Below are 21616 nucleotides of genomic sequence, written 5' to 3'. Positions count from 1 at the left end.
GCTATAATTTGATATTGGGTCAATACAAGTTAGAGCTATATTTATAGATAAAGGGAAGTGAATTCATCATGTCAAAGGAGAACCAAAATACATCGGACTTAAAATCCGACAAGGTTAAGGATTACTCCAAATACTTTGACTTCTCGGATGCGAAGGTGTTAAGCCAAGAAGAGGGCAAAACGACGTATCGAATTAAAGGTAGGAATATCCAAATCAATTCCGCACCTAACTACAAGGATGAGAAGCAACGTGGGAAAGAGGACATTCAGGTTCACTACGATTTTGCGATTCCAGAAGATATGCAGGAGTTTGGTAAGGACAAATTTTATTTAATCACGACTTACGGCTGTCAGATGAATGAACATGATACCGAAGTCATGAGAGGTCTTTTCGAGCAAATGGGTTATACGGCCACGGATGATAAACAGATCGCTGATGTGATTCTCTTGAATACGTGTGCGATACGTGAGAATGCCGAAGATAAGGTGTTTGGTGAACTTGGTCATTTGAAGACGCTGAAGGCGCAGAAGCCAGGACTTATTCTTGGTGTATGTGGTTGTATGTCGCAAGAAGAATCCGTGGTTAATCGCATTATGCAGAAACATGCCTTTGTCGATATGATTTTCGGAACACATAATATTCATCGCTTGCCAAGCCTTTTGAAAGATGCCTTCTTCAACAAAGAAATGGTTGTGGAGGTATGGTCTAAGGAAGGCGATATCGTAGAAAATCTCCCCAAAAAACGGGAAGGTATCCGTGCTTGGGTTAACATTATGTACGGTTGCGATAAGTTCTGTACCTACTGTATTGTTCCCTATACAAGAGGTAAGGAGCGAAGCCGTAGACCGCAGGACGTTTTGGCAGAAGTCAGAGACTTGGCTCGTCAGGGCTTTCAGGAAATTACGCTACTTGGACAGAATGTCAATGCCTATGGCAAAGACTTTGAAGATATAACGTACACGTTCGCTGAGTTGATGGACGATATTCGTAAGATTGATGTTCCACGTATTCGTTTTACAACTTCACATCCGCGAGATTTCGATGATCGTTTGATTGAAGTGTTAGGGAAACGTGGCAATCTCGTTGAGCACATACATTTACCTGTACAAGCTGGTAATACAGATGTCTTAAAACGGATGAGTCGGAAGTACTCGAGAGATCATTATTTGCAACTTGCAGGTAAAATCAAGGCTACGATGCCAGACGTCGTGTTAACGACAGATATTATCGTTGGTTTTCCTGGTGAGACGGACGAGCAGTTTGAGGATACAATGACGCTGTATGAGGAAGTTGGTTTTGACTTTGCATTTACTTTCATCTATTCACCAAGAGTAGGTACACCAGCAGCTGAAATGGAAGATAATGTTCCAATGGAAGTGAAGAAGCAGCGTTTATATCGGCTGAATGAGCTAGTGAATAAGCTAAGCAAAGACAGCAATGAACGCTTGCTAGATCAAACTGTCGAAGTGTTAGTAGAAGGCGAAAGCAAGAACAATACAGATGTGCTAGCTGGCCGTACACGGACGAATAAGCTAATCCACTTCACTGGGGATCCTTCTCTAATTGGCCAAATGGTACATGTCAAAGTTACTCATGCACAAACTTGGATTTTGAAGGGTGAAATTGTACATAAGCCTCTTCAATTGTCTGTATAAAATTACGAACAGGATAAATAGGAGCGTGTTAATAAATGTCCCATTGTGATCATGCACATGATGATAATCAGCCTCATGCCTTTAAAGTAGAGGAATTTACGAATACAGAAATGATCGTCCGCGATGATATTCTGGCGAAAGCTAAGGAACTAGCTGCCTTGCTAACAACTTCTAATGAAGTTCAGTTCTATCAAAAAGCTGAGAAGCAAATTGCAACAAATCCTGATATTCAAAGTTTGATAAGTGCGATTAAGAAGAAGCAAAAAGAGATCGTTGCTTTTGAAACGTTTCAAAATAAGAAAATGGTGGAAAAAATTGAGGGTGAAATCGAAGTTCTTCAGGATGAATTAGATGGCATTCCAATCATTAATGAGTTTAAGCAAACACAAGAAGATATTAACTATCTGCTTCAATTGGTCATGTCAGTAGTTAGAGACACGATTTCGGATAAGATTAATGTTGAAGCAGGCGCGGCAGAAGCGCCGACTTCATGCGATTAATTGGACCATGTAGATGAGAAGGAAATCGCCCTCAACGAGCAGTCCAACGGCCCAAGTTGAGCGGCGATTTACTATTTCAGATGAATGACCACTAGGCTTATGTGAAGGAGAGTAGTTATGCTGACAGTTCGAAATTTGAGTAAAGTATTCCCTCCGGACAATCAGGTCTTATCGCAAATTAGCTTTCAAGTAGATGCTGGAGAATTCATCGCGGTAATCGGCAGCAGCGGTAGTGGGAAAACAACGCTGCTTCGTTGTATTAGTCATCAAGAGAAATGGACAAGCGGTCAGCTCATATATAACTCGAATGATATAACGAAGCCAGGTCCGTGGGATCGTTTCAAATTGGGCAAGGATTTTGCATACCTAGAAGAGAAACCCTTTCTAAATCGGAATAAAAGCGCTGTCAAAAACGTATTGATGGGTAGGGTATATCAAGCTCCACTTCGAATGGTTACAGGATTATCGTCGCGTAATGAGAAGATTGACAGTATGGACTTCTTAGAGAAAGTTGGTCTTCTGGATAAAGGTGAAAAGAAGGTTGGTCAGCTTAGCGGTGGTGAGCAGCAACGTGTTGCCATTGCCAAAGCATTAATTCTTGGCCCTAAGGTGCTAGTGGCCGATGAGCCAGTATCTGGTCTTGATCCGAAGTCTACCGAGTACATTTTGCAAGATTTGAAGTCGTTGTGCAAAGACCGGAACATGACTGTCATTGCAACTTTACATAAGGTAGAACTTGCCGAACGATTTGCCACACGTATTTGGGGAGTTTCCGAAGGTAGAATTGTACTGGACATTCCAGCTAGACCGCTCACGTTAAATGAAAAAATGCTTGTATTTGGTCAAATATGATTAAGGTCTTGTTCGTTTGTTTGGGCAATATTTGCCGGTCACCTATGGCGGAAGCGGTGTTTCGTCATCAAGTAAAGGAAGCCGCTCTTGAAGATGTCATTGCAATTGATTCAGCAGGTACTGGGGATTGGCATATTGGTCATCCTCCACATCAAGGAACACGAGATATTCTTGACCATTATCAGATTAGTTATGAGGGCATGAAAGCCAGACAAGTACGTCCAGATGATTTCCATCAATTTACATATATCATCGCAATGGATGAAAGTAATATCGTCAATCTTGCTTCATTTGCACCAGAATTTATTGGTAGTGAAAAGCGCGCCTCCATACATAAATTATTGGATTTTTCTTGTAATGAAGCCCTTAGTGAAGTTCCCGATCCATACTATACGGGTAAATTTCAAGAAGTGTATGATATGGTTGAAGAAAGTTGTAGTCGGTTACTTACGCATATTGTGGATCAACATGGACTGATTAAGTAAGAGGCATACAACAGAGAAAAAGCAAGCTAGTTAAGAGACTATCTCTTGTCTAGCTTGCTTTTGCGTTATGTTCAGTATTGTTGGAAAATAATAGAACATTGCGTTCCGCGATTGAGGGAGCTTGTGAATGAAATCTTACCATTCATTTTCTTAATGAGACTCATGACGACAACAAGACCAAGTCCTGTACCGTGTTGTTTGGTCGTGTAGAAAGGTTTACCCAAGGAGTTTAGTTGCTTCTCGGACATGCCAACCCCCGTGTCGGTAATCGAGATCTGTACGGCGCTCGGATGTTTACAAGTTCGTAACGATAGCCTTCCGCCATTGGGCATAGACTCAATTGCATTCTTAATAAGGTTCAATAAACATTGCCGCAGCTTTTGAGACTCACCGAGAATATAAAGTGGTGTTTCACATTCATGCAGAATATCGATAGTAATTTGAAAATCATTTGCGTAGGGAGTAATAAATCGAATTGTATGTTCTAATTCTTCTTTAATATCAAGCTGCTCCTTCATGTCTAGGGGGGGCTTCGCATAGTTAAGGAAATCGGTCAATATTGTGATAGCTTGGTCCACGCCAGATAAGGCATGATCCACATACCGTCTACGATCCAATGTAGTAAGATCTGATCTTGCGAGTAGTTGTATAAATCCACGGGTAGATGTGAGAGGATTTCGAATTTCATGTGATATTGTTGCCGATAACTCAGCGAGCGTACGATTTTTCTCCAGATGAGTGATATGTGTTCTTTGGATCTCATATTTGTTAATAAAATGAAGTAAAGTAATCATAATCCATAACGAGATAAAAGCTAGGGCTAATACAAAGCCAGTGTATAAAGAAAATGCTGCTAAGGCATAAGGAGCAAGTGGTGCATACAATAATTCATAAATGATGAGGATTCCAGTTGCATACAGAAGTTTCACTTTCAAATCTGAGTTAGTTACACGATTTCGAACTAGAATTCCTAACATTAATAAGAAAGTGCTGCTTAGAAGCGCTGGCTCCCAATAGTAATTCAGTACGAACATGCATCCAATATTAAAGATGATCCATGTCATGATAGAAGGCGCAATGCCAATACCTAGTGTCACAAAAAGCAAACAGACCGGAACTAATTGTAAGGAGTAGATTAAGGGATCAATATCGCCAAAGTTCCAGTATAGGAAGATGAAGCTTCCAAGAATTAAGGAGAAGAAGAGATTGAAATGTTGTTCTTTATGTATGAAATGAGGAGCAAGAATGAGGTGGAGCAGAGCAGCACTCATGATATAGAAAAGGTTTTGTAATTCATTAGCTATAATGAAATGAAGCAATCCTATGCATCCTTTCCATATTTCGACAATCTAGTAATTATTTCTACATTATCTCACAAATGCGTTATGAATCAAGTAGAAGAGTCCATTTGGTATGCTAAAGATTTGATAAAGACTTATGGTCAATGTTGTATAAACCGCTGTATAATAAAGAAAACCTTACTTGCAAACGTTTACAATATGGAAGGATTTGAAGCCGAGGAGAGATGTGAATGCGGTTGTGCTCACAGGTGTGCGGTGTTGTGTTTAATCCGATTGAAGACGATTATGTAGACGTTTGTGAAGATTGCGAGGAGAGGCAAAAGGACATCGAAATCGAACGGGAATCACTGAGTTTTTATTTGGGGAAGTGTGGTTTAATCATGGATTACTTGCTTTAAATGGCCAATTTAAAAAAAGGTTGATTACCAGCCATTTCTTGTTACAATAATAGTAGATTTATTATTCACACTATTCTCTCTATATGCGGTTCATTTTTGAAAGGAGACCAAGCATGGTAACTTTACCTAAATTGAACGATCTCGGATTCTTCGAGATAAGACTGGAATCCATCGGCGGTCTAGGCGCGAATCTGGCGGGTAAAATGCTGGCTGAAGCAGGAGTCGTTGGCGTTGGTTTGAACGGTGTCAGTTTCTCATCCTATGGATCTGAGAAGAAAGGATCGGCAGTAAAAGCACACATTCGATTTTGTGACATGGATACGAAGATTCGGGATACATCGCCCGTTGAACGACCGCATGTTGTAGGTGTTTTTCATGAGTCTCTTTCCAAAACTGTAAACGTTATCAGTGGCATTTATGAAGATAGTACCGTGTTAGTAAATTCAACGAAAACGCCTGATGAATTGAAAGAGAAGATGAAGCTTAGAGGAGGAACGATTGCAGTAATTGATGCAATTGGTATCTCGCTCGAAGAAAAGAATCGTGTAAATATGGCCATGTTAGGAGCCATGTTCCGATTGTGTGATTTTCTAGATCCGGATGTTATGCGAGGCGTTATTAGAAAGTCTTTAGAGAAGAAATACCCACTAGCTGTTGCACCCGCATTACGTACATTCGATCGTGGATTTAACGAAGTCGTTTTCCAAACGTATACGCTTCCAGAAGGTGAAACTATGCCAGACTTTGTTCGGTATGATACACCAGTTCTGGGCTTTGCTACACAACCTATCGGGGGAGTCGTTACGAACCCAGGTAATAGTATTCTCAAAGATTTGAGCATTTCTCGAGCAGGGATGATGCCACATTTTCATGAAGATTCCTGTATTCACTGCGCATCTTGTGATAATGTATGTCCTGACTTTTGTTTTGTGTGGGATGAGCTCCCTGATAAAAAAGGCCGTCCCCAAATGTTCCTGCAAGGCATAGACTATCAATACTGTAAAGGTTGCCTTAAATGTGTACAAGCTTGTCCAACCGATGCGCTCTCCAGTGAGCGTGAAGAAGATGGTTATGCGGATCAGAATCGCATGCCTCATCGATTCAATCTAGCTATAAACTCTTAGAGAGTATTTATGGGAGAAGGGTGGAACTACACGCATGGCCATTGATATTAAGCAGGAATTAGAGCTAGCCAAAGTCGAACAGCGCATCGTATACGAATCAGGGAATGAGATGGCTGCCTATGCGGCGCATCAAATTAATTATCATATTATGGGATACTTTCCGATTTCACCATCGACAGAAGTAGCTCAATTTCTAGATCTCATGAAGTCTAACGGACAGCATGATATTGTATTAATCCCTGCCGACGGTGAACATGGTTCAGCAGGCATATGTTATGGCGCATCAACTGCTGGCGGCCGCGTATTTAACGCGACGAGCGCCAACGGTTATTTGTATATGTTGGAGCAAATGCCGGTACAATCGGGGACTCGATTTCCGATGGTGCTGAATTTGGTATGCCGTTCCGTTTCGGGGCCTCTGAACATTCATGGCGATCATTCCGACCTTTATTATGCCTTGAATACGGGATGGCCGATCGTGATGTGTCGTGACCCGCAAGCCGTCTATGATATGAATATTATGGCGCTCAAATTAGCAGAGGATCCTGAGGTGCGTTTGCCAGTTATGGTCGCATCCGATGGATATTTCACCTCTCACCAGAAGCGCAGAGTGCAAACCTTCGCACATCGGGCTGATGTGCAGGCTTTCGTAGGTGAGAAGCCACAGGGCTATCCAGATACCTTGGATCGTAATAATCCGATTACTGTCGGACCTTATATGAATGAGCCGGATTACATTAATAATTGTTATCAACAGTCGGTGGCGATGTATAACGCCGAAGGCGTATACGACCGCATTCGGCAGGAGTATGCCGATTTGACGGGTCGTGACTATCCGATTCTAGAATTGTATCGGATGGAAGACGCGGAAGTCGCGGTATTCCTGATGAATTCGGCATCCGAAATCATCAAAGATGTCGTCGACCAGCTTCGCGAGAAGGGCATTAAAGCTGGTTCGATTGCACCGAACCTCATCCGACCTTTCCCAGCGCAGCGGATCGCTGAAGCGCTGAAGAATGTCAAAGCGATCACGGTTGGCGATCGCGCGGACTCTTATGGCGGACATGGCGGCAACATGGTCAATGAAATTAAAGCGGCATTGTTCACGCATGGGAACAAGGACACGCTTGTTATAAGCCGAATCTATGGCTTAGGTGGTAAAGACTTTTATGCCGAGGATGGGCATAATCTGTTCCAATTCGCCATTGACGCGATGGAGAGCGGCAAGGTTGACGTGCCTTTCGATTACTACGGCCATACGCCGGGGGATCCATCGAAAGCGCCGAAGCGGGTATTGACGCCCATGAAGTATGAAGACCTGAAGACGGGTCTCATCACGGTTACGCCAGATGAGAATACGGGGAAATTAAATGTACGCATACCACCGCTGCGTTCCTTGACGAAAAAACCGAAGCGAATTGCGCCAGGTCATGGTGCTTGTCCTGGCTGCGGAATTTTCTCAGGACTCGAACTGTTTTTCAAAGGCATAGAGGGAGATATTGTCTCTATCTTCCATACAGGTTGTGCGATGGTTGTAACAACGGGTTATCCGTACTCGGCTCATAAGGCCACTTACATTCACAATTTGTTCCAGAATGGGGCAGCAACCCTGTCAGGTGTTGTAGAGATGTTCTGGGAGCGGAAGCGTCGCGGTGAACTTGATCACTTGGGATTGAAAGATGACTTTACCTTCGTTATGATCACAGGCGATGGCGGTATGGATATCGGTATGGGGCCAGCAATCGGCGCTGCTCTGCGGAATCATAAAATGATTATTCTTGAGTACGATAATGAAGGGTACATGAATACAGGTGCACAGTTGTCGTATTCAACGCCTATGGGCCATCGGACATCGACTTCCAATGTAGGTAAACATCAAGGCGGCAAGGTATTTCATCATAAGGATACTGCGCAAATTATGGCAGCGACGCATATTCCGTATGTCTTTACGGGGTCCGAGGCGTATCCGCAAGACTTGGTCAAGAAAGCGGCGAAGGCGCAATGGTATGCGCAGCATGAGGGGTTAGTGTATGGCAAGATTCTCATTGCATGTCCATTGAACTGGCTGTCTGATGACCAAGAGGGTTCCAACATCGTCGGTGCTGCGGTAGATTCTTGTTTCTTCCCGCTCTATGAAGTGGAGCATGGCGTAACTTCGATTACCTATAATCCAGAAGATAAGAGTAAGAAGATCCCGCTATCGGATTGGTTGAAAACGATGGGGAAAACGAAACATCTTACGAAGCCCGAATATGAGGGTTCACTGAAAACGTTCGAGACCGAAGTTGAGCGCCGTTGGAATATGCTGAAAGCGAAACATGAGAATGCGTATTTATAAGATGATGTAACCATGAACTGTGAAGCTCGATTACAAACAAAGGCCCATTCCCATCATGGCGAATGGGCCTTCGTATGAGGAGGGGGAGCAAGATGCCTTATGTACTGCAGCAGAAAGAGTCTGGGCAGATTTATACGACTACGCTCGTTAACCATTATGGACTCGCATACTATGGTGTAAAATTCTGGCATGAGCTAGAGGAAGCGAACGAGCACGCTTTAGCTTTTTTAGAATCGCAAGCCGTTCTAGATCCCAACAGTTGGCATGTTATAGAATTGGAAGAAAATGAGATGAAATTAGGGAATGTAAAGCTCAAAAATTCCCCGCAATGGCGCCTGTTTTGGTCATCTTTAACACGTAAAGCCGAAGCGCATAAATTGGAAAATTAAACCTAGCCGTCAATAGGCTATTCGCCACGCATGTGATGGCAAGAATCGCTACCATTCACCTATATTCGCGTTAGACCCCCTCAAACTATAATAAGGGTACGAAAGAAAATTTTAACATCAAGAGGGTGGAGGGTAAGACGATGAATAAGTTGACAATGGTGATTGTGGTCTTGCTAGTATCCTTCATGGCTTTACTTCCCAAAGAAACGCATGCTGATGAGAAGGTCGTGACAAGAGCTCAAATTGTAGCAGGTGTAAGCTTCCGAGATCAAGCCAGTACGTCAAGTAACGTTATCCGCATGTTGAAAACTGGTGAAGTGGTCACGGTGACTGATTATACGACTACCAATTGGTTCCAAATTAAGGATGCGCAAGGTGTAAGAGGATATGTGTCAACAAACAGTAAGTACATAGCGATAGTTAGTAATGCTCAAATCATGTATGGTGTAAATTTCCGTACTTTACCATCCTCTGACGCTAGCTCAGGTTCCAAAGTTATTCGAATGTTGGCCAAAGGCGAGGAAGTCCTGGTCACAGATAAAGTGAATGATAGCTGGTATAAAGTAAAAGATGCTGATGGTGTCAGTGGGTATATAAGCACTAATTCCAAATACATTACGGCAGACTTCACCGTAGTGAAGCCAAACATGCCTGTAGCAGATGAGATTGAAGCGGTAATTGAAGCGGGACAAGCGTACCTGGGTACTCCTTATGAATTCGGCTCAACTCGCAATGATCCTACTACGTTTGATTGCTCAGACTTTGTGCAAACGATGTACTGGGATGCGCTTCGACTTTCCTTGCCAAGTGATTCTGCTGCGCAAGGCAGCTATGTGAGATCCTTGGGATCAATTGTGAAGGATTGGACGAAGTTAAAGCGCGGAGATCTCATGTTCTTCAGCAGCTACAAAGGATCTAAAGCATCGGATTACGATGGCATTAATGTCTTGACGGAGCCGATTACTCATGTAGGTCTGTACTTAGGCAATGGTCAAATATTTCATACCTATTCCGTCGAGTCAGGCGGAGTTCGTGTGGATACGATTGATGGCAAGCAATGGGAAAATCGATTTTTGTATGGCGGTCCTGTTTTAAAATAAGTTGATGGTTCGAACAGGCAAGGTTTGCCATATACTATAGAAGAGGCGGGTGCTGCCCCAGCATCCGCCTCTTCTATAGTATATGGAGAAAGGGAGAGCCTTGTCTGTGAAACCTTCGACGATGAACCATCCATTGGAATTTAGGAACCGGGCGGAAAGAGGACTTGACCTGGATACCGTGCACGAGCGCATTCTTCATTTTATGCGTCTTGACCCTGTGGCAACCTATAAATTCATTATAGGGACGGATTGTCAGGTACACACAGGCCATACGAAATTTATTACCGGTGTAGTGATCCAGCGGCTAGGGAAAGGAGCGTGGGCTTGTTATCGTCAAGTCATCGTACCAAGAGCGCTTCACTCAATTAAAGAAAAGCTTTCAATGGAAACTACGTTAAGTGAAGAGATTGCGATGTATTTTGACGAAAACAAACGATTAGATATGGAGAATATTATTCTTCCTCATCTGTATCAAGGTGCCACTTTCGAGATGTTTATTCATATTGATGCAGGGGATGACGAGAATAGAAATCGGACGGCCAAATTCGTCCAAGAGATGGTACAAAGAGTGGAGACTGTCGGTATGGTACCTGTCATTAAGCCAGATTGTTATGTGGCCTCCGCGTATGCGAATCGCTTCTCGAAGAAACCATATCGACCTCAGTATGAAGATAATGAGGTGTTCGATGGCAGTTTATAAGAAGAGTATTAAACCGTTAGCTCGAATGGTCAAAGCGATCTTGGGAGCTGACGGTTTTGTTTTAAGGAATGGGTAGGGGATGCTCCCTTATAAAAAAGGGTTTCTGTGTATGTTTAGCGAAATATTGCTGAATAAAGTTTGTAGCATTAGGGGGGACACCATGAGCAAAACGTTTATTATCGAAGCTGTGATGTTAGCCGTGCATGGCCAGCTCATGCTGCCATCTAAGCCTGTGACTTATCTAATTCCTTATACAACCATTCAAGAGCTTTACGAACTACATAGTAGTTCCGAACCCATAATGCTTGAAACTGAGGATGATGGATTCGTCAAACAAATGATTGGTGAGCTGATTGCTTTTTTCGAAGAGTCATTTAATAAGAAAAAAATTGAAAAAGCCTTGTCCATGCCTTGGGGCAAAAGTCCTCCGTTACCCATTAATGAGCATGTGACTTTGCAGATCGTTTTTGCAATAGATAATGAAGCTTATGGGGATCAGTTTGACCCGATTGAAACAGAATTAATTTTGACTGCGATCAAGGAGAAAGCGGAGCTATTGACGGATCAATTCGATTTTATTGAGCGTTTAGTGGAGTTTGCCATCCCAGTTGAAGCTTTCGATGTAGAGGATTTTGAATTCGCGGTAGAAGGTGACAATCAAGTTTAAGAAGAGGAGTTGAGTCAGGGTATTATGCGAGTCATTGAGAAAGAGGACCAATTAGCATTACTCCCAGCTAATTGGTTCCCCACCCAAACATGGACACTTCGTGTTGGTGCAGGCGGGATGAATAATACAACACGATTCGTCGAGGTAAATGAGCGTACATATGTTCTGAGACTGTATGAAACGCATCGTGACCGTAGCAAAATTAATTTTGAGCATAACGTATTGCTTCGTTTGGCTGACAGGAAGGAGGAGCTGCCATTCGAAATTCCAATGCCACTAGAGTTGCCAAATGGGAGAACTGTGGTGACATTAGGGAATGATGAGGACGGAAAGCTTGCTGCTTTGTTTACTTTTACGGAAGGACATAATCCCATCGAATTAAGTTTACATCAGCTGAAAGAGATGGGGAAAGCAGCGGGACAACTCTCTGCCTCCTTAGCCAAGATTGCAATTTCAGATAAACCGGAGTACGCTCCTTATTATGAAATAGAACATATTCATCCTAGCTGCAAGCCAGATGCGATTCGGGCGTTTTCGCTGCAACCACCCGAGCCTTTCATCGCACAGCAGGACGAACTTGCTTATATATTTGATCGTTATATGGCTTTGTACAGTGCGATCCCCCACATTAGACAATTACCTCATCAACTCGTTCATGGTGATATTAATGGTTCGAATATGCTGGTTGATGACGATGGTCGTTTTGTTGCCATTCTGGATTTTGAGTTTGTAACGATCGATGCAAGGGTAATGGAACTTGCGGTCTGCTTATCCGATTTGATTGATCCGACGCTTACTGAGGAAAGACTAAGAAAGAATAGCCAAGTATTCTATGAAGGTTACCGTCAATTTGTCCAGTTAACACAGGAAGAAATTACAATGTTACCCTTGCTAATAGAACTTCGTAGATTAGATGTCTTCATACATTTCCTTGGTCGATACTTGGATGGCGTGGACCCACAAGGAGTGCTGGTTGATATTATTGGCAATACCTATGAGAAAACGAAATGGCTTCAAGAACACAATTCTTTACTACAGTTTGATCTAAAATAAATAAAAAAACGTGCCATACTAACCTTAAGGTTAGTAAGACACGTTTTTTTCAGTTCTTTTTTTGTTGAGAAGCTTGAACTATACTGGTACATAGGAAGCGGGATAGTTGTGAAAACTTTAGTGAATACATCCGATTCTTGCCAAATAACAATGTTTCTTAGGAATATGAAGGAGGACAATTATGGTCTATCAAGCAAGTTCAACTCGCTATGCAGAAATGAAATATAATCGTACAGGGAAATCGGGGCTTAAGCTTCCAGCTATTTCACTTGGCATGTGGCATAATTTCGGAGGGTTAGATTACCATGAGAATGGAAGAGTGATGCTGCTTCGTTCATTTGATTTGGGTATTACACACTTTGACTTAGCGAATAACTATGGACCGCCTCCAGGTTCTGCCGAAGAATTAATGGGGCGAGTGCTGAAAAGTGATCTTGAGGCTTATCGCGATGAAATCATCATTTCGACAAAAGCTGGTTATCACATGTGGGAAGGTCCTTATGGCGAATGGGGCTCCAAGAAATACTTGGTCTCTAGCCTTGATCAAAGCTTGAAAAGAATGGGACTAGACTACGTAGATATTTTCTACTCGCACCGTCCGGATCCTAACACACCGTTTGAAGAAACAATGGCAGCACTCGACCTAATTGTCCGCCAAGGCAAGGCGCTCTATGTTGGACTTTCCAACTATTCAGCTGAGCAAACGAAAGAAGCGGCATCTATTCTCAAAGAATTGGGAACACCTCTTCTTATTCATCAGCCTTCTTATAGCATGATGAACCGCTGGATCGAAGAAGGATTGCAGGATGTATTGGATGATTTCGGTGCAGGCAGTATCGCATTCTGTCCGCTTGCTCAAGGTTTGCTTACGAATAAATATCTAAACGGAATCCCAGCGGATTCAAGAGCTGGCGGGAAGAGCCAATTCTTGAAAGAAAAAGATATTACTGAAGAGAAGCTCAACCAAATTATTCAATTGAATGAGTTGGCGAACGCGCGTGGTCAAAGCTTAGCACAGATGTCGCTGGCTTGGGTGCTTCGCGGCGAACGTGTTACATCAGCTTTGATTGGTGCAAGCCGCGTATCACAAATTGAAGAGAATGTTGCTGCACTCAAAAATCTTGAATTTACACAGGATGAATTAGCAACAATTGAGAAAATTCTAAAGTAAGCTGTCATATCGACGTATGGTCAGAAATGAACTGACACATACTTATATCAATCAAATGATATGAACTAAACAAACCATAGGGGATTAATCCCATATGGTTTGTTTTATTTCATGAGTTGCAACATTTCATGTCGGTACTTCGTTAGTAAACTGTAACTAAAACGATTAAAGGAGATTACGATGAAAACATACAAGAGAAAAACTACGCTATATACACTGATTTTGTCGACAATGCTATTAGCATCGGCATGTTCTTCCACACAAAACTCAGCGTCCAATACGACGACTCCAAGTCCGAGCTCGTCACCATCTCCATCCGCTTCACCAGTTGCAACATCAGTTGCTAGTCCCACTGCTAGCCCTTCTGCGGCGCCTACTACTTCGCAGGCACCTTCGTCTTCTGCAAGTGCTAGTACGGTAACTAAGGAGTTAAAAGATATGTATGAGCTTGCCAAATCGGGTAAAGTTAACGGCATTCCATTTGCAGCAAATACTGGACTTACAGATAATGTCGAGAAAACGTGGGGCAAGGCAGATAAGACAGAATCAGCAGGTAGTGGCTTATACGCGACTTATTCAAAGAAGAATGCTGTTATCGGCTTCAATAAAGGAAGTCAAATCATAGATATCCGCTCGAATGATCCGAAGTTGCACACATTGACGTTAAGCCAAATTGAACAAGCCTTAGGAAAACCAACTGACACCAAAGTTAATGGTGATGATACCATTTACATTTATAAGGCTTCACAAGAATTTCAACTGAAATTTATTATTCCCAAATCCACGGGAAAAGTAGATCATATTTCTGTATTTGATACCATTCATTCGATCAATAATATGGCTGGGTAAGGTTAATGATATGAGCGTGTGCGGCTATTTTGATATTTCCTGCGAAACTTGACATTAGCCTCAAGATCATACTAATGTTAGTGTCAAGAGGTGTAAACAATGAGTAAGAAACAGGATATTATGGTCGCCACCCTCGACTTAATTCATGAAGAGGGGCTTCAATCAGTTACCTTCTCCAAAATATTTAAGAGAGCAAATGTAGGATCTGGCACGATATATAACTATTTTGTTAATAAAGAGGAAATAGTTCATGCTGTCTATAAAGAAGCTCGGTTGCATATGGGTGAATACCTGGTACAAGGGTTCATACCTGAAGCTAGCCTATATGAGCGCTTTAAGCGCCTTCAGTTGAATAGGCTTCAGTTTGGCATAGATTTTCCGAAAGAGTATCTGTTTATTGATAGCTTTTCCTTTTCGCCGTATATATCACCTGAGGTTCGGAATATGGATGATGCCCATAATTCTCGAGATGTTGTTCTTTCCGTTATTATCGAAGGACAGAAGAATGGTATCTTTAAGGAAATGGAATCTCATTTATGCCACCAACTGATTCACGGCATCATTACTTCCATCCTGAAAGGATATTATGTGCAGAAGTATCCACTGAACGAGATTCAGATTCAACAGATTCTGGAAGCATCGTGGAAAGCAATACTTGTATAGAAACAGCCATTTGGTAGACTATGATCCGCGGTCACAAAGGGCCGTTTTTTTATATTAGATCGGAATTAATATTCCATTATAGAGTTAGTTAGAGATAGCGAGTCATAAAGTGTTTTCTAATATATAAAGAAAAACTGTATCTCACTAGATCTATAACTCGAATAGTAATATTTGGAGTGGAATAATAATTCCAAAATCTATTGACGAGAGGTGCGTGCAAGAACTATACTAACTCATGGAATAAACATTCCAAACACAGCTGAGGAGGAACATGATATGTCTAAAGTTTGGTTCATTACAGGAAGTTCACGAGGTTTTGGCCGAAGTCTTGCGGAAGCGGTCCTGGCTAATGGAGATCGACTAGTTGCGACTGCCCGCAAAACAGAGCAACTTGACGACCTTTCAGCGCGTTACGTTGATCAGGTTCACATCGTACAATTGGATGTAAATCGATTTGATCAAGCCGAAGCAGCCATTCAAGCCGCTTTCGATACATTCGGACGTCTAGATGTCCTTGTAAATAATGCAGGTTACGGGAATGTTTCTTCGATTGAAGAAACCTCTATGGAAGATTTTCGTGCTCAAATAGAAACGAATCTTTGGGGGGTCATCAACGTAACCAAAGCTGCGTTGCCCAAGCTGAGAGAACAGGGTTACGGCCATATCGTTCAATTTTCTTCTATTGGAGGCCGAACTGGTGCTCCCGGTCTTGGAGCTTATCAAACGGCAAAATGGGCAGTAGAAGGTTTCTCTGAGGTATTGTCCAAAGAAGTGAGTCCGTTAGGATTAAAGGTTACGATTATCGAACCAGGAGGCTTCCGCACGGATTGGGCTGGTTCTTCTATGCAGCATATCGATCCTCGTGATGAGTACAAACAAACGGTCGGCGGATTACTGAAGCATTTGCGCAACACAACAGGAAAAGAGAACGGTGATCCGGATAAAGCGGCACAAGCCATCTTAACGATCGTAAATGAAGATAATCCACCTCTTCGGTTGTTGCTTGGAAGTGATGCTGTTAACATTGCTAACGCGGTAGACGAAGGGAAATTAGCTGAAACGAAGCGTTGGGAGAAGCTTAGCCGCTCAGCAGACTTTGAACCAAAAGAGTTAGACCCAGCCGTATCGCAAATGTACGATGAGATCGAAGAGCATAGGAATTTAAAATAAATCAAAAGATAAGTAAAAAAACTTATCCATCTGGATAAGTTAATTGAATCTACGATAAAGGAGAAAACAAAATGACACATATTTTAGCAAATACTGAAATGGTTACACTCATCAATGTATTTACAGTAGAACCGATTAATCAGGATCGTTTAATTGAGTTGCTTACTCAAGCGACTGAAGTTTCTGTGAAATATGCTCCTGGATTTGTTTCTTCGAGTCTTCATCGAAGTCTAGATGGCACCAAAGTAACCATGTATGCACAATGGAGAAGCGCCGAAGATTACCAAGCTATGCGAAATGATCCTAGACCTCTTCCTTATTTGCAGGAAGCTATGACGTTCGCTACGTTTGAACCCGGTATGTATGAAGTCGTTAAAACATTTGAACCAGCTAAGGAATAAGGTATTAAGACTCCGCGCGTTTATCAATCGCTTCAGACATCGTACGATCCGTGAGATGCGCATAAATTTGCGTAGTCTCTGGAGAAGCATGGCCGAGCTGTTCTTGCGTTTTATACAAGTCGTTCTGCAAGTAATAATCGGTGGCGAAAGAATGCCGCAGCTTATGTACAGATAAGTATGGCTTTCCAAATCGTTTCGCGTATTTAATCACGAGTTCTTGAATCGCTCGTTTCGTCATACGTTCGCCTTCTTTTTTGCCATTGGCCATGGCAACGAAGAGGGCTTTTTCTTTTTTGGCCGGCTTATATCGGGAAGAGCGAATATTCAAATAATCCGTCATGGCTTGAATAGCATCGAGGCGGAAGTAAACGGGTGTTTTGAACGTATCGTCATTCTTACCTTTGCGGTACACATGAACAAGCTTCAATTTCATATCGATATCATCGACATTTAGGTTAAACACTTCAGATACGCGAAGGCCAGAATTAAGGATGAGGGTCACGATACAGGTATCCCTGACTTTATTTAACTCATAGGCGTACAGTGCTTGTTTATTCGTTGCGACATCATGTTCGTAGCCTTCCTTGACATAAGCAATGAACTCCGCGATTTCTTCTTCTTGCAGCAACTTACCTTCGAGCTTCGCTGCACTGTCTTTGGCTTTGTGCGCGCGCTTAATCTCAACCTTGGCCATCACATTTCGTTTCAGTAACGGGTAGAAATTGTCATCTTCAGCAATTTGGCTCAAATAGTGAAACAAGGAACGAAGAGCCGATAATTTGCGGTTAATCGTTGTTTTACCATTAGTTTGTGCTTTACGAGTCGCAAGGAACATGCGAAAATTATTCACGCTGTCCATATGTAATCGCTCTAAGTCCTCAAGGGGAACCTGATTCATTGCAGTCGCTGTACTTAAACCTTCGGCTAGAAGCCACGAGAGGAAAATTTCGTAATCACGTACATATTCAAGCAGAGATGAAGGAGACAGATCTGGTAGTTTATAATTAATAAATTTCTCAATATACCAAGGCATCGAAGGGACACGTCGATCTAACTCATGGCGGTCTTTGACTTTAATAATATTCATTCTGGTTCACCTCACAAGCGTCTTGGTGTTAGTATACCAGTGGATTCTCGAAATTGGTAGGCATCGCAATCAAACTATTTGGCATCCTGTGACGTCTTAGCTACAACATGATTCAATTCTGATTAACCGCGCGGTAAAAGGAGCGTCATCAACGATATGACTACGAATAGGAAGCTTGAAGCTGAACTCATTGCCTGTATAACTGAACATAAGGAACATGTATATCGACTTGCTTACAGTTATGTGAAGAATCAGGAGGATGCACTCGATATCGTGCAAGAAGCCATTCAGAAAGCTTTTGCAGCCGCAGATTCATTGAAAAGCCATGTGGCCATTAAAAGCTGGTTTTACCGTATTGTCGTCAATACGTCATTAGATTTCTTACGTAAACACAAGAAGCTTACTGTTATGGACGATGTGACGATGGAAGCGATAATGCCTGGCAGTGAAGATGCCTATTCGAATATTGACTTAGAGAGAGCGTTAGACGATTTACCGACCATTTATCGCTCTGTGATTACGCTTCGCTATTTTGAAGATTTGAAGATCGATGAAATTGCAGATGTGTTAAAAGAAAATTCGAGTACGATTAAGACGCGGCTTTACCAAGCACTGAAGCTTTTGCGGATTAAAATGAACGATGATACGCTAGTGGAGGTTAACTAACCATGGACGAGAAGTTAGAACAAATGAAACAAACCTATATGGACATACCTATTCCTGCAGAGCTCGATTTCATAGTCAATCAAGCGATCAAGCAACATAGTAAAAAGCCGAGAACTCATCTGAAATGGACCTCCATAGCTGCCGCGGCAGCGGTTATCCTATTTGTTGCGGGCCTTAATACGAGTCCAGTATTCGCGGGGTCGTTAGCAGATGTACCTGTCGTAGGCAAACTGATCCAAGTACTCACCTTTCGGGAATACCAATATGATGATGGTGCCAATAAAGCAAAAGTTGAAGTGCCGCTCATCACTAATTTGGATAACAAAGCGCTGGAGGAGTCCCTGAATACGAAATACTTGGACGAAAGTAAGAAGCTTTACACGGATTTCATGAGAGATATTGAGAAGTTGAAAGGGAGTGGATTCGAGGGACACCTTGGGGTTGATAGTGGGTATATTGTTAAAACGGACAATGACCAGATCTTCGCTGTAGGCAGATATGTTGTGAACACAGCTGCATCGTCGTCCACAACGTTTCAATATGACACGATTGATAAGAAGAATCAGTTGCTAATCACGCTACCGAGCTTATTTAAAGATGAAGGATATATTCAAGTGATTAGTGACTATCTGAGGGCACAAATGATCCAACAGATGAAGGAGGATGCAGGCAAAGTGTATTGGGTGGAAGGCGTTCCGAACGAAGTGAACTTCTACTTCAAATCGATTAAGAAGGATCAAAGTTACTATATCAATAAGGAGGGCAAGCTTGTTATTGTGTTTCAAAAATATGAAATTACACCAGGTTACATGGGGACTCCGGAATTCATCATACCGTCGAATCTCTTGGTTGACCAATTAAGTACACATGCTTACCTTTTGCCCGAATAAAATTGAACTTCATTGCCTACATTAATTGGGTATGCAAAACATCAGCTGGGGGTATCAACCATGCCGCAACAAAAGGAACTGGGTTTAGCGCAAATCAAAGATGTTGCCCAAAAAGCAGAGCAAGCTGCTGAACAAACTTTGCAAGTTGCTCAGCAAATTTATTCGCAAGCTACAGCAGCGGCACTTACGGAGGCCGAGCAGCAGGTAGAGGAACTTCAGAATCAAATCAAGCAAGCGCAGCAGAAGACCGAAGATTTGAAACAGGAAATGAAATCCCAGAGTGAGTCTGCACAGTCTTAGTTATAGGATCTGATAGAAGCTGCAACGAGGCCCCACAGCCGTGGGGTTGAACAACTTGCTGGAAGATAGAGGAGGGTATTTAATGCCGCGACGACGTAATAGTGGTCCACATACGATTGATCCGAATAAAGCGATGATCCAATCTGTTCATTATGAAAATGGTAGCATTGAGGCGGTGCAATTTCAAAATGGTCAAGTGGTTGATGTCCAGACTGCCATCGAGATGACGGAAGCGGATTTAATCGAAGATGCGAATACGGGTGTAAATCGGAAAGGCGAGAAAACCTTGCGTTCGTATCCAGATGGCGATCCAAGCAATAATTTATCCAATTTACCGCGATTCTAAAAGGATGCTTAAAGGGCTGTTTACCTGTGGTATGCAGCTTTTTTGGCACATAAAAAAGCTGCTGAGCAAGTCAGCAGCTGTTGTGAATGCGGTTGCAAGTTTATTTTTTGAAATAGCCTCCAACATAGTTATAGAGGACGCCAAGCACACCGATATAATAGGCAATCTTGATAATGAAATCGGTATGATCTAGCGGCATCATGTTGGAAAGTAAGAATAAAGGGAACACAAAGTACAAAAGGTCTCTCAAGTAATTTGTAATCGTAGCGCTAGAAAACGTGCCAGCGGAGAACGATTTAAACAAGTCTACTACAAAGCTAAGACCCATGACTCCCAAGACAAGCCACATTGCATAAAGCATTAAACCCGATAGTGTAAGTGCCATGTCTGATTCACCTCCACATACGATGATTTGCTTTCAATCTATCATATGCGGCAATGTGACAAGTCGTGCTAAGCCGCCGAAAATATTTAAACTTAGGTGTGCATCGTATTCCGGAAGATATGCGGAGAGACGCCTACATATTTTTTGAATATACGGGAGAAATAGAAGACATCTTTGTACCCTAGTGAATCGGCAATTTCTTTTACGGAGATCGTCGTATTCAACAACACATTTTTGGCTTCCGCCATTTTCATTCGATGCATATAGGTATTTAGCGGATAACCGGAATAATCACTAACAATTCTACGAAGGGTTGAGAGTGAAATATGATGCCGTTTGGCAATGCTTAGCGCATCAAATGGTTGATATAACGAATCGCTAAGCTCATTGATCAGATTGATGAACTGACTGGACTTCGTTGTTTCTGTCGTAGCTTCAGCCCGCTGAATAAATTCGAATAGCAATGACTCAACCAGCAAAGCGGCTCGATCAATATTAGCAGGGATACCACTTTCCATCCCCATGAATATGCGCTCAATCCGATTATGCTGTGCAGCGTCCTCATAACCAACTTGCTTCACTTGATCTAAATCCGTTAACCAACTATTCTGCCATTCCGTCACTCGACTGCCTTCAACGCTAAAATAATACTCATCCCAGTAACCGCCAGGGTCGGGGCCGTATTGATAAACCTGATTCGGACGGAAGAAAAAGAGGCTTCCGCTTTCTACTTTTTGAACAGGACCATTATTGACTCTATATGTTCCCTTGCCTCCTGAGATATAGACAATAGCAAAGCTCTCGAATTTGCCATGTCCGCGGTACATAATCCGTCCTGGCAGATGTCCGACATGTAGAATTCGTAACGATTGCAATTTTAATTTACTAGCATCGATAGGTAAAGTAATAATTCGAAGTGGATAAGGACTTATTGTATTGTCCATGAACCTAGGCATAACATGCATTCCTTCCGAGTTGACGCCATGATATGAGTATGTCAGTTAAACCGATGTAACTTGCGTATATGTTCATTATAAGTGAGAAACTATGCTCACGTAAAATAGTTAACATCTGGCAGGGGCGATGCGGGAATAATGGCGCTGAATCTTAAGGAAAACATCCAATT

General features: G+C 42.4%; 26 protein-coding genes. 21 read left to right on the top strand and 5 right to left on the bottom strand.

The window, feature by feature from the left end; translation table 11 throughout:
• Positions 1-68 precede the first annotated feature (68 nt).
• The 4 genes from miaB to A8708_RS05500 all read left to right on the top strand — a co-directional run bounded on the left by miaB (position 69) and on the right by A8708_RS05500 (position 3492).
• Positions 69-1655 carry a tRNA (N6-isopentenyl adenosine(37)-C2)-methylthiotransferase MiaB gene (gene miaB, locus A8708_RS05515; protein ID WP_068662511.1) on the top strand — a complete coding sequence of 529 codons (1587 nt, stop codon included), beginning with the start codon at positions 69-71 and terminating at the stop codon, positions 1653-1655.
• A gap of 35 nt (positions 1656-1690) precedes the next feature.
• A complete protein-coding gene (locus A8708_RS05510; RefSeq protein ID WP_068662510.1) occupies positions 1691-2155 on the top strand; it encodes a YlbF/YmcA family competence regulator in 465 nt (154 codons plus the stop codon).
• 117 nt (positions 2156-2272) lie between these two features.
• The gene (locus A8708_RS05505; RefSeq protein WP_068662509.1) at positions 2273-3007 is read left to right on the top strand and encodes a phosphonate ABC transporter ATP-binding protein; all 735 of its coding nucleotides are present in this window, start codon (positions 2273-2275) and stop codon (positions 3005-3007) included.
• Positions 3004-3492, top strand: coding sequence for a low molecular weight protein-tyrosine-phosphatase (locus tag A8708_RS05500; protein ID WP_068662508.1), 489 nt, complete (start codon positions 3004-3006; stop codon positions 3490-3492). Before A8708_RS05505 ends, A8708_RS05500 begins: the two co-directional genes overlap by 4 nt.
• Positions 3493-3563: 71 nt before the next feature.
• Here the strand turns inward: A8708_RS05500 and A8708_RS05495 are convergent, their stop codons facing one another.
• Positions 3564-4811, bottom strand: coding sequence for a sensor histidine kinase (locus tag A8708_RS05495; protein ID WP_068662507.1), 1248 nt, complete (start codon positions 4809-4811; stop codon positions 3564-3566).
• Positions 4812-5023: 212 nt separating this feature from the next.
• Between A8708_RS05495 and A8708_RS35255 the strand changes: the two genes are divergently transcribed.
• The 9 genes from A8708_RS35255 to mgrA all read left to right on the top strand — a co-directional run bounded on the left by A8708_RS35255 (position 5024) and on the right by mgrA (position 13733).
• Positions 5024-5191, top strand: a complete 168-nt coding sequence (locus tag A8708_RS35255) for a hypothetical protein (RefSeq protein ID WP_157264553.1) — start codon at positions 5024-5026, stop codon at positions 5189-5191.
• 113 nt (positions 5192-5304) lie between these two features.
• Positions 5305-6315, top strand: a complete 1011-nt coding sequence (locus A8708_RS05490; RefSeq protein WP_068662506.1) for a 2-oxoacid:acceptor oxidoreductase family protein — start codon at positions 5305-5307, stop codon at positions 6313-6315.
• Positions 6316-6349: 34 nt separating this feature from the next.
• A complete protein-coding gene (locus A8708_RS05485; protein WP_068662505.1) occupies positions 6350-8653 on the top strand; it encodes a thiamine pyrophosphate-dependent enzyme in 2304 nt (767 codons plus the stop codon).
• Between the two features lie 92 nt (positions 8654-8745).
• Positions 8746-9042, top strand: coding sequence for a hypothetical protein (locus tag A8708_RS05480; protein ID WP_068662504.1), 297 nt, complete (start codon positions 8746-8748; stop codon positions 9040-9042).
• Positions 9043-9182: 140 nt separating this feature from the next.
• Entirely contained in the window at positions 9183-10142 is a 960-nt protein-coding gene (locus tag A8708_RS05475) for a C40 family peptidase (RefSeq protein WP_068662503.1), read from the top strand.
• An 82-nt stretch (positions 10143-10224) separates the two neighbouring features.
• Positions 10225-10842 (top strand): ribonuclease H-like YkuK family protein, encoded by a 618-nt coding sequence (locus A8708_RS05470; protein WP_082927286.1) that lies wholly within the window; start codon positions 10225-10227, stop codon positions 10840-10842.
• A 160-nt stretch (positions 10843-11002) separates the two neighbouring features.
• Complete coding sequence (locus A8708_RS05465) at positions 11003-11509, top strand: ADP-heptose synthase (protein WP_068662502.1); 507 nt, start codon at positions 11003-11005, stop codon at positions 11507-11509.
• Between the two features lie 24 nt (positions 11510-11533).
• Positions 11534-12562: a phosphotransferase gene (locus A8708_RS05460; protein ID WP_068662501.1), complete on the top strand. Its 1029-nt coding sequence runs from the start codon at positions 11534-11536 to the stop codon at positions 12560-12562.
• Positions 12563-12743: 181 nt separating this feature from the next.
• Complete coding sequence (mgrA, locus tag A8708_RS05455) at positions 12744-13733, top strand: L-glyceraldehyde 3-phosphate reductase (protein ID WP_068662500.1); 990 nt, start codon at positions 12744-12746, stop codon at positions 13731-13733.
• A gap of 104 nt (positions 13734-13837) precedes the next feature.
• Here mgrA and A8708_RS36970 read toward each other — a convergent pair whose 3' ends face one another.
• On the bottom strand, positions 13838-14188 hold the full coding sequence (locus tag A8708_RS36970; protein ID WP_338044181.1) for a hypothetical protein: 351 nt from the start codon (positions 14186-14188) through the stop codon (positions 13838-13840).
• Here A8708_RS36970 and A8708_RS36965 point away from each other — a divergent pair.
• The 4 genes from A8708_RS36965 (at position 14172) to A8708_RS05435 (ending at position 16816) form a co-directional block, all read left to right on the top strand.
• On the top strand, positions 14172-14582 hold the full coding sequence (locus tag A8708_RS36965; RefSeq protein ID WP_338044180.1) for a YjgB family protein: 411 nt from the start codon (positions 14172-14174) through the stop codon (positions 14580-14582). The two genes, A8708_RS36970 and A8708_RS36965, sit on opposite strands and share 17 nt — an antisense overlap.
• Before the next feature lie 99 nt (positions 14583-14681).
• Positions 14682-15245 carry a TetR/AcrR family transcriptional regulator gene (locus A8708_RS05445; RefSeq protein ID WP_068662498.1) on the top strand — a complete coding sequence of 188 codons (564 nt, stop codon included), beginning with the start codon at positions 14682-14684 and terminating at the stop codon, positions 15243-15245.
• Between the two features lie 276 nt (positions 15246-15521).
• Complete coding sequence (locus tag A8708_RS05440) at positions 15522-16415, top strand: oxidoreductase (protein WP_068662497.1); 894 nt, start codon at positions 15522-15524, stop codon at positions 16413-16415.
• Between the two features lie 71 nt (positions 16416-16486).
• A complete protein-coding gene (locus tag A8708_RS05435) occupies positions 16487-16816 on the top strand; it encodes an antibiotic biosynthesis monooxygenase family protein (protein ID WP_204787472.1) in 330 nt (109 codons plus the stop codon).
• Positions 16817-16820: 4 nt separating this feature from the next.
• Here the strand turns inward: A8708_RS05435 and xerS are convergent, their stop codons facing one another.
• A complete protein-coding gene (xerS, locus tag A8708_RS05430) occupies positions 16821-17903 on the bottom strand; it encodes a tyrosine recombinase XerS (RefSeq protein WP_068662496.1) in 1083 nt (360 codons plus the stop codon).
• 156 nt (positions 17904-18059) lie between these two features.
• Here xerS and A8708_RS05425 point away from each other — a divergent pair, with 156 nt between their 5' ends.
• From A8708_RS05425 to A8708_RS05410, 4 genes are all read left to right on the top strand, one after another.
• Positions 18060-18569, top strand: a complete 510-nt coding sequence (locus tag A8708_RS05425) for an RNA polymerase sigma factor (RefSeq protein ID WP_068662495.1) — start codon at positions 18060-18062, stop codon at positions 18567-18569.
• Between the two features lie 2 nt (positions 18570-18571).
• Positions 18572-19459, top strand: coding sequence for an anti-sigma-V factor RsiV (gene rsiV, locus A8708_RS05420; RefSeq protein ID WP_068662494.1), 888 nt, complete (start codon positions 18572-18574; stop codon positions 19457-19459).
• A 60-nt stretch (positions 19460-19519) separates the two neighbouring features.
• Entirely contained in the window at positions 19520-19759 is a 240-nt protein-coding gene (locus tag A8708_RS05415; RefSeq protein WP_068662493.1) for a hypothetical protein, read from the top strand.
• Positions 19760-19841: 82 nt separating this feature from the next.
• The gene (locus A8708_RS05410; RefSeq protein WP_239696550.1) at positions 19842-20105 is read left to right on the top strand and encodes a DUF3892 domain-containing protein; all 264 of its coding nucleotides are present in this window, start codon (positions 19842-19844) and stop codon (positions 20103-20105) included.
• Between the two features lie 100 nt (positions 20106-20205).
• Here the strand turns inward: A8708_RS05410 and A8708_RS05405 are convergent, their stop codons facing one another.
• Positions 20206-20490: a hypothetical protein gene (locus A8708_RS05405; protein ID WP_068662492.1), complete on the bottom strand. Its 285-nt coding sequence runs from the start codon at positions 20488-20490 to the stop codon at positions 20206-20208.
• A gap of 92 nt (positions 20491-20582) precedes the next feature.
• A complete protein-coding gene (locus A8708_RS05400; RefSeq protein ID WP_239696548.1) occupies positions 20583-21434 on the bottom strand; it encodes a helix-turn-helix domain-containing protein in 852 nt (283 codons plus the stop codon).
• Positions 21435-21616 lie beyond the last annotated feature (182 nt).

Source organism: Paenibacillus oryzisoli (genome assembly GCF_001653565.1).
GTDB lineage: Bacteria > Bacillota > Bacilli > Paenibacillales > NBRC-103111 > Paenibacillus_E > Paenibacillus_E oryzisoli.
The sequence above is the reverse complement of the archived record's forward strand: the minus strand, read 5'-3'. Positions and strand labels throughout refer to the sequence as shown.